Annotated in this window: 5 protein-coding genes and 1 pseudogene; all 6 read left to right on the top strand. The window is 38.8% G+C overall.

All coding sequences use genetic code 11. The features are described 5' to 3' along the window. Positions 1–17 precede the first annotated feature (17 nt). Positions 18–629: pseudogene (locus ACT8YW_RS19875) on the top strand (glutaminase domain-containing protein); the annotation flags it as partial. A 17-nt stretch (positions 630–646) separates the two neighbouring features. Then, positions 647–2,155, top strand: coding sequence for an IPT/TIG domain-containing protein (locus tag ACT8YW_RS19880; protein WP_444106900.1), 1,509 nt, complete (start codon positions 647–649; stop codon positions 2,153–2,155). A 12-nt stretch (positions 2,156–2,167) separates the two neighbouring features. Further along, positions 2,168–5,257, top strand: coding sequence for a SusC/RagA family TonB-linked outer membrane protein (locus ACT8YW_RS19885; protein WP_444106901.1), 3,090 nt, complete (start codon positions 2,168–2,170; stop codon positions 5,255–5,257). Positions 5,258–5,272: 15 nt separating this feature from the next. Continuing rightward, entirely contained in the window at positions 5,273–7,321 is a 2,049-nt protein-coding gene (locus ACT8YW_RS19890) for a RagB/SusD family nutrient uptake outer membrane protein (protein ID WP_444106902.1), read from the top strand. Between the two features lie 19 nt (positions 7,322–7,340). After that, complete coding sequence (locus ACT8YW_RS19895; RefSeq protein WP_444106903.1) at positions 7,341–8,360, top strand: DUF4973 domain-containing protein; 1,020 nt, start codon at positions 7,341–7,343, stop codon at positions 8,358–8,360. 212 nt (positions 8,361–8,572) lie between these two features. Continuing rightward, positions 8,573–9,925, top strand: a complete 1,353-nt coding sequence (locus tag ACT8YW_RS19900; RefSeq protein ID WP_444106904.1) for a sulfatase family protein — start codon at positions 8,573–8,575, stop codon at positions 9,923–9,925. Positions 9,926–9,965 lie beyond the last annotated feature (40 nt).

The raw sequence follows: 9,965 nt of genomic DNA on the forward strand, positions 1-9,965 counted from the left end.
ACAGTAATGTTTATTAGTTTGGACAGGACCCGGAAAACCAACTTTGCACGGATGACTTCGCTGGACATTGGGCTCATAATGCCAATCTTTCAGTGAAAGCGATCATGGGAGTGGTCGGATACAGCGAGATGGCTCGGATGCTCGGATTGAATGATGTAGCAGACAAATATGCGGCTATAGCCAAGAAAATGGCGGTGAAATGGGAAGAAATGGCGAATGAGGGAGATCATTACCGTCTGGCTTTTGACCGTAAAGATACCTGGAGTCAAAAATATAACATGGTTTGGGATAAGTTGTGGAACCTGAATTTATTCCCTAATAATGTTATCGGAAAAGAGATTAACTATTATTTGACAAAACAGAATCCTTATGGACTCCCTCTGGACTCTCGTAAAGAATACACAAAATCCGACTGGATCATGTGGACAGCGGCTATGTCTCCGGATAAGGATACTTTCCAACGATTCTCTGATCCTGTCTATAAATATATCAATGAAACTGTATCTCGTGTACCTATCAGTGACTGGCACCACACAGACAGCGGACGATGGGTTGGCTTTAGAGCTCGTTCGGTGATTGGAGGATATTGGATGAAAGTGTTAATGGATAAAGTTCAGAATAATCAATAATTTAAATCTAGTGTATTATGAAGTGTAAAATTATGAGACATGGGATCATTGAATTTCAATGGATGATTCTATTATTACTCTTTACAATTTGCTTCAGTAGCTGTAAAGATGATAAAGACACATCTGCAGAGCCTTATGATCCCAATCAGCCAGTAGAGGTGACGGACTTCACGCCCAAGTCGGGAGGTGGAAGGAAGAAGATGATTATTTATGGTAATAATTTGGGGATAGATCGCTCTATTATTTCTGTTAAAGTCGGTGGGAAAGAGGCCATTGTTGTTAGTGCTAAAGGTACTAGTATTTATTGTTCTACACCGGAAAGTTGTTTCGAAGGAACTGTTGAAGTAAAAGTTGGTGAACAAACAGTAATAGCTTCAGAAAAATATCAGTATGATCCTCAAATGGTAGTAACAGACCTATGCGGTGATGTAGATGAATTAGGACAGGGAGATATTGTAGAAACTGGACCGTTTGATGATTGTGGGAAGATAGAGTATCCTTTTTGGTTTTCTTTTGATCCCCAGCATCCTAATATCCTTTATTTGTCTCAAACGGGAACGAACAGTAGACCTTTGCGGGTGTTGGATTTGGAAAAGAAAATGATTTATACCAAAAAGTTAAATGATATTGAACGTGCAACCACTATTACATGGACTAATGATGGTGATATGATATTGGCTACTCCCCAAAATAAAGATAAAAAGAACAAGAATAATGTCATTTTAAAGCGTGGAAGTAGCACAGACGGACAAGATTTCAAAGAGTCTGGTTGGGTAGCTTTGGCACGTGGTAATGCTTGTAATGGTTCTATGATTCTTCCACAAACGGGAGAACTTTACTTTAATCATCGTGCAACAGGCAATGTCTACAGATATAATTTTGAAGAAAACGGTTATAATAAAAATCCTGAAGTACCTGGTGGAGAAGGGTTAAGTGAACTTTTGGCATTTAGTGTACCTAATCAGACGGTTGACTTTAGTATGGTTCCTCATCCAAAAGGTAAATATGTTTATATCATCATGCATGAATCGCATTATATACTTCGTTCCAATTATGATGAAGAAACTAAAAAATTGGTAACTCCATACATTGTATGTGGTCAATCCGGTCAGGCTGATTATAAGGATCTTGTTGGTATCAATGCACGTATCAATAAGCCTGGACAAGGCGTCTTTGTCTTGAATGAGGAGTATAAGGCAGCCAATAAAGATGATTGGTATGATTTCTATTTTACAGATACGGAAAATCATTGTATTCGAATATTGACTCCGGATGGAGTGGTTTCCACGTTTGCAGGACGTGGCTCTGCTTCTGCAAGTAGCTATAAATGGGGGAAACAAAATGGAGAAGTACGTGAGAGAGCTCGTTTTAATAAACCGATAGCTCTAGCCTATGATGAGGTAACAAAGACTTTCTACATAGGTGATTCGGGAAATTATAAGATTCGGAAGATTGCTAAAGAACAGGCGCCTGACGATTTAAGTGGAGAAGAATCCAATGATAATCAGAACCAAGAAAATCAATAAAAAGAAGAGCACATGAGAATAAAAGAATTTATTACAATTTGTCTGTTATTGGTTTCAGTTTCCCTTTTTGCTCAAGAGAAAACGATTGAGGTAGCAGGAGTCGTAACAGACACAAATAAAGAGCCATTGGTCGGTGTCAATGTGACAGTGAAAGATAAGCCAGGTTTGGGAGCAATAACGGATATTAACGGGCGTTACAAAATTAAAATTGAGGAATTTTCTCGTTTGGTATTCTCATATATTGGTTTTGATACACAAGAGGTATTAGTGAAACGCCAGACTGTGGTTAATGTATCGATGAAAGAGTCGGAAGCTAGGGAAATTGATGAAGTCGTTATTACAGGAACTGGTGCGCAGAAAAAATTGACTGTAACTGGTGCAGTGACGAATGTAGATGTGGAGGCACTAAAATCAAACCCTTCAGCAAATCTTTCTAATGCATTGGCAGGAAATGTACCGGGTGTTCTTGCTATGCAGACTTCCGGACAACCGGGTGTGAATACTTCGGAATTCTGGATTCGTGGTATATCTACTTTTGGTGCCAATAGTGCTGCATTAGTGCTTGTTGATGGCTTTGAACGTGATTTGGATGAAATCAATATTGAAGATATTGAATCTTTTACTGTATTGAAAGATGCTTCTACAACAGCTATTTATGGTCCTCGTGGTGCAAATGGTGTAGTATTGATTACTACTAAACGTGGTAAGGAAGGTAAAATCAAGATTAATGCCAAAGTGGAAACTTCTTATAATGCACGTACCATTACACCAGAATTTGCGGATGGTTATAGTTATGCCATGTTGATGAATGAAGCACGGATTACTCGTAATCAGGAGAGAATTTATCAAGATGATGAAATGGAACTTCTGCGTTTAGGACTTGATCCGGATTTATATCCGAATGTAGATTGGATGGATGTATTGTTAAAAGATGGAGCCATGACTTATCGCGCCAATCTAAATATGAGTGGTGGAGGTAGTACAGCACGCTATTTTGTTTCGCTTAGTTATATCAATGAAGAGGGAATGTACAAAACGGATGATGCTATGCGTAAGGATTACAATACCAATCCTAGCAGTCAACGTTGGAATTATCGTTTAAATACAGATATTGATGTAACAAAGACTACTCTCGTAAAAGTAGGTGTATCCGGTTCATTAAAGAAACGTAATGCACCAGGACAAGGTTCCAATGTTTGGACTTCATTAATGGGGCAGAGTCCGGTTAGTATTCCTGTCATGTATTCTAATGGTTATATTCCTTCGCATGGTGTAGAAGATAATCGTAAGAATCCTTGGGTGCTTGCTACGCAGACTGGGTATAAGGAAATGTGGAATAATAAAATTCAGACAAATATTTCCTTGGAACAGAAGTTGGACTTTATTACTAAAGGTTTACGATTTGAAGGTCGTTTCGGATTTGACACAACCAATTATAGTGAAATTAATCGGATAAGAATGCCGGAAACATGGCGTGCTCAAAGAGAACGCGATGATGAGGGAAACCTGATCTTCAAACAACAGAGTGCGGAGAAACCAATGGAACAGACAAGTACTTCTACTGGTGAACGCCGTGAATTTTTAGAAGCATTTTTACAGTATAGCCGTGCGTTTCATGCACATCATTTGAGCGGAACATTAAAATATAGTCAGGATGCTTATCGGACTACAGTTGATATTGGTACAGATGTTAAAAATGGTGTTGCCAAACGTCACATGGGATTAGCAGGACGTGCTAGTTATAACTGGAATTATCGCTATTTTGCTGATTTCAACTTTGGTTATAACGGATCGGAAAACTTTGCTGATGGACATCGTTTCGGCTTTTTCCCCGCTTTTTCTTTAGCTTGGAATATAGCGGAAGAGAAACTCATAAAAAAACATTTCAAATGGATGAATATGTTCAAGCTTCGTTACTCTTATGGTAAAGTGGGTAATGATAAAATGGATGTACGTTTCCCTTATTTGTACACAATAAAGGATGATGGAAGTGGATGGACTTGGAGTGATTATGGATCTCCGGACAATGTGTATACGGGAATGATGTATACGCAATTAGCTTCCAATAATGTTACCTGGGAAATTGCAACTAAGCATGATGCAGGAGTAGACTTATCTTTATTCAATGATAAATTTACGGCTACCGTAGACTATTTCCATGAACAACGAGATGGCATCTATATGGAGCGTAAATATCTACCAGGTATTGTAGGAGTGAATAGTAATCCGAAAGCAAATGTGGGAAGCGTTCGGTCGAAAGGTTTTGATGGAAATTTTGCTTATAAGCAGAAGATAGGAAAGGTTAATCTGACTGTTCGTGGAAATTTTACATATAGTAAGAATGAGATATTAGAGAAGGACGAGGAAAATTCTGTTTATCCTTATCAAATGCAAAGAGGATACCGTGTAAATCAAGCCAAAGGTTTGATTGCATTAGGTCTTTTTAAGGATTATGACGATATTCGTAACAGTCCTCAACAGACCGCGTGGGGAAAAGTACAACCGGGTGATATTAAATATAAAGATGTGAATGGAGATGGTATAATCAACGATGGTGACAAAGTAGCTATCGGTGCAACTACCAAACCGAATCTGATTTATGGATTTGGTATCTCTGCACAATGGAAAGGTTTTGATTTCAATGCACATTTCCAAGGGGCAGGTAAGTCTTCATTCTTCATTGATGGTCCTACTGTATATGCCTTTAGTGGTAGTCAATGGGGAAATGTATTGACGAACTTGGTGAAAGACCGCTATGTTGATGCGGAAACAGCTGCTATATTGGGTATTTCTGCCAATGAAAATCCGAATGCTTCTTATCCACGGCTTAGTTATGGAGGGAATGATAATAATTACAGACCTTCTACTTTTTGGCTCAGAGATGGTGCTTATTTACGCTTGAAAACATTGGAAGTAGGGTATACATTGCCTAAATCAATTGTAAACAAGATTAGATTCAATAATATACGTGTATTCTTTATTGGTACCAACTTATTGACATTCGCTAAATTTAAAGAATGGGATCCGGAAATGGGAAGTACTAACGGAGAGAAATATCCGCTTGCTAAGACATTTACTTTGGGATTGACTGTGAATATCTAATTAAATGCATGAAAAATGAGAAAGATATATAAACTGTATATTGGTATTATATTGAGTACGATTGCCGTCGCTTGTTCGGATAAACTCGACTCAGACAAATATTTTAATGATCGTCGTTCTTTGGAGGACGTTTTTACAGATAAGGAATCCACGGAAGAATGGTTAGCGCATGCCTATTCCTTTTTAGGAGGATATAATATGGAAGTATCCAACATGCTTAATACAATCACTAATTTTGCCGATGATATTTATTTTGGAGGTAATAGTCTTGATGCGTATAAGACATTCAAGACTGGTACTTATGATGAGAGTTATCGGCATTCATGGGGAGGTAGTTATAAAGGTATTCGTCAAGCATCTATCTTTATTCAGAATATTGATATGAATACGAGATATACGGAAGAAGAGAGAGCTGATTTGAAAGCGCAGGCACGTTTTGTCCGTGCTTACTATTACTGGTTATTACTACGTAAATATGGTCCTATACCTTTGTTACCGGATGAAGGGCTTGATTATACAGCTGATTATGATGATTTGGCAATTCAGCGTAATTCGTATGATGAATGTGTGGAATACATCGAATCGGAGATGCGCCTGGCAGCTAAAGATCTTCCTCTGACTCGCGCCATTAATCAGGTAGCACGTCCTACGCGGGGAGCGGCATTAGCAGCTCGTGCTAGAGCGTTATTGTATTCAGCGAGTCCTATCAACAATCCTCGTCCGGGAGATCCGGATAAGTTCTCGGATTTAGTCGATTATGAAGGAAATTGCCTGATGTCTCAGGAATACAATGAATATAAGTGGGCAAGAGCGGCTGCTGCAGCAAGGGATGTGATGGAACTCCCAGGAGAATATAACGGTCGTCGTTATGAGCTTTATCACAAAAAGGCTACTAATATTTCTGAACCCGGATATCCTGCTACCATTGCTCCTTATCAAGATAAGGACTTTTCTACAAAAACATGGAATGAAGGTGGCTATAGTGATATAGACCCTTACGAATCTTATCGTGCAGTTTTCAACGGTTCATTAGCGATGTATCAGAATCCGGAGTTGATTTTCAGTCGTGGACGTAACCAGGGAGCAAACAGTATTGCTGAAATGGTGAAACTCCAAATGCCGAAGACTTTGGGTGGAGGAAGTAATGCTTATGGTATGACACAAAAAATGTGTGATGCTTATTATATGGAGGACGGAAAAGAGTTTAGCCGAGAAGGTTTTAAAGAGAAATATCCTTCCGGTACACGTTTTGTAACCAAAGAAGAGGCAGAAGCAGGTACGTATCCTCATTTGAAAGAAGGGGTATATAAGGAATATGCAAATAGAGAACCACGTTTTTATGCTTCCGTTTCTTATAATGGTTGTGTATGGGCATTACTGAAAAATGCAGAGACTACGGACTATAAGAATGATGTTGAGAAACAAGTGAACTATTATTATGGTATCAATACCGATGGTTTCTCCGGTACTGGTATCTATTTACGGTCCGGTATCGGTATTATGAAATATGTACATCCGGATGATACGAATCGCAAGGAAGTAAAAGCGAAAGCAGAACCTGCCATTCGTTTTGCTGAAATTTTGTTGATCTATGCCGAAGCTTTGAATGAACTGGAAGATGGATCTTCATACGATATTCCGTCATGGGATGGAGCTACTACTTATTCTGTCAAACGTGACATTGATGAAATGAAAAAAGGTATCAGACAAGTACGTCGCCGTGCAGGTGTACCTGATTATACAATGCCGGAATACCAAGATCGGGATGTTTTCCGTAAGAAGTTGAAACGTGAACGTCAAATTGAACTCATGGCCGAAGGGCAACGTTATTTCGATTTGCGTAGATGGAAAGATGCAGAAGTAGAAGAATCCAAGAAAAATTATGGATGTAATTTCTATATGTCAGATACAAAGGAGCAGAGAGAACAATTCTATACTCCGATTGAAATTGCGGACTTGCCTACTGCTTTCTCGCGTAAACTCTATTTCTGGCCTATCAGTCACGATGAGTTGAAACGTAATAAACGATTGACGCAAAACCCGGGATGGACATATAATGATTAATCTCCTAATAAAATATGATATGAAGAATATATATATTTATTTAAGTTTATTGGCTGTCATCATCTTGGGAACCGCTTGTAATAATGAGTGGGAAGATGAACAGTATGAACAATACGTGTCTTTCAAAGCGCCTATCACTTCTGGAGGCGATGGTGTTACTACCATCTACGTCAGATATAAGGATAATGGAAAAGTGACCTATCAGTTGCCTGTCATTGTCAGTGGGTCTACAGTAAATGGACAAGACAGAGATATACATATAGCAGTGGATAAGGACACATTGAAAACGTTGAATATCGAGCGCTTTAGTCTTTATCGTCCGGAATTGTGGTATACAGAAATGGAAGAAGATAAATATGAATTCCCTGAAACAGTGCATATTCCTGCTGGTTCGTGTGTAGAGCAATTGAACATCGATTTTAATTTACAAGGTATTGATATGTTGGAGAAATGGGTTTTACCGTTAACCATTGTTGATGATGGAGCCTATAATTATCAAAGTCATCCGCGCAAGAACTATGCAAAAGCTTTGTTGAAGGTAGTACCTTTTAATGATTATTCCGGTTCGTACACGGCTTCTTCCATGAAAGTGTACACTTATATAAATGGTAAACCTGATACGAATGCAAGAACGACGAACAAGCGTACAGGATATGTGATAGATAACAATTCTGTATTCTTTTATGCCGGTCTGATTAATGAGGATATGGATAAAGATATACGTAAGAAGTACAAAATCAATGTACACTTTAAAGAAGATGGAACATTGGATATGGAACCCGACGATCCAAGTAACGAAATGGAATTCAAACTGATAGGAACACCTATCTATAGTAGCACATCGATTATGGATGCTACACGTCCTTATCTGGAACGTCGTTATGTTCAAATCATGTTTGAATATGATTTCCAGGATTTTACCTATGGTGGAAGCGGTACGGAAGTTATTCCTATCAAGTATAGAGTGGAAGGAAGTATGACGCTTCAACGGAATATCAATACACAGATTCCGGATGAAGATCAGCAAATAGAATGGTAATCTTATAAATAGAAATAGGGAAGATATGGAAATTATATCTTCCCTATTTGCTTATAATAGACTATGATTAGTTGCTTCCATCTTTGTTTACCTGTTTTTTTCCTTTATTGATTTGTATTTTTCCCTCTCTCTTAAAAAACTTCCCTACTTTTGTTCTATAAGTCAGTCACACGAAACCGACAAAAAGTACAGTTAATTAAATCAGAATAATTATGAACATCAAGAAACATTTGCCTTGGTTGGGAGCTTTGCTGCCCGTGGCCAGTATACAGGCAGAGACAAAACCCAATGTAGTCGTTATCTATATAGATGATATGGGAATCGGAGATATCGGTTGTTATGGAGGTAAGTTTGTACCGACTCCCAATATTGATAAGATAGCGCAGGACGGATTGTTATTCAATCAGTATTACTCATCCGCACCGGTCAGCTCACCTTCACGTTGCGGATTGACAACAGGCAAATTCCCGATAGAAGTAGGAATTAATACCTTTTTAAACAATAAAGCCAGCAACAAAAAGTGTGAACAGCGTAACTTTTTGAGTGACAAGAATCCTTCCATGGCACGTGCTTTCCAAAGTGCAGGTTATGCCACCGGACACATAGGTAAATGGCACATGGGAGGCGGGCGCGACGTGCACAATGCACCTTCTATTAAAAATTATGGTTTTGACGAATATATATCAACGTATGAAAGTCCGGACCCGGAACCGGCAATCACTGCTACGAACTGGATATGGTCGGCCAAAGACAGTGTAAAACGCTGGAGACGTACCGAATACTTTGTAAACAAGAGCATCGACTTTGTCAAACGTCATAAAGACCAGCCTTTCTTCTTGAATCTCTGGCCGGATGATATGCATACTCCTTGGGTACCGGAATTTAAGCAAAAGGATAACAAAAGCTGGAACACAGAAGAAGCCTTCATTCCTGTTCTTGCTGAAATGGACAAACAGATCGGACGTTTTATCAAAGCATTGGATGAGTTGGGATTGTCGGAAAATACAATCGTGATTTTTACTAGTGATAATGGACCGGCTCCCAGTTTTCAATCCGCTCGTGCTGCTTATTTAAGAGGAACGAAGAACAGCCTTTATGAAGGTGGAATTCGTATGCCGTTCCTTATAAAATACCCCAAGAAAATAAAGGCTGGACAAGTGAATAATGAGAGTGTACTGTGTGCAGTCGATTTATATCCCTCTTTATGTGCGATAGCTGGTATTGAAACAGAGAAAGGCTACCGGGGAGACGGACAAAATTATGATAAAGTTCTTCTGGGTAAATCGAAAGCTAAACGTAAAACGGATTTGATGTGGGATTTCGGTAGAAACCAATTCTTTAAAAAACCGGGAAATGAAAACGACAGAAGTCCTCATTTGGCTATACGCAGTGGCAACTGGAAACTATTGATAAATAGCGATGGAAGCGATGCGCAGTTGTACGATATTGAAAAAGACAAATTCGAGAAAAACGATGTGGCACAGTCGCATCCGGAAGTCGTAGCTAAGTTGAGCAAAAAAGTATGTAAATGGTTTGCGGAAAACAAAGACAAAGGAAAAGAGTAATACAGTGAAAAACAAATTATAAACCAATATTAAACTTATG

Origin of the sequence: Bacteroides sp., from assembly GCF_052357945.1 — a bacterium.
Taxonomy (GTDB): Bacteria; Bacteroidota; Bacteroidia; order Bacteroidales; family Bacteroidaceae; genus Bacteroides.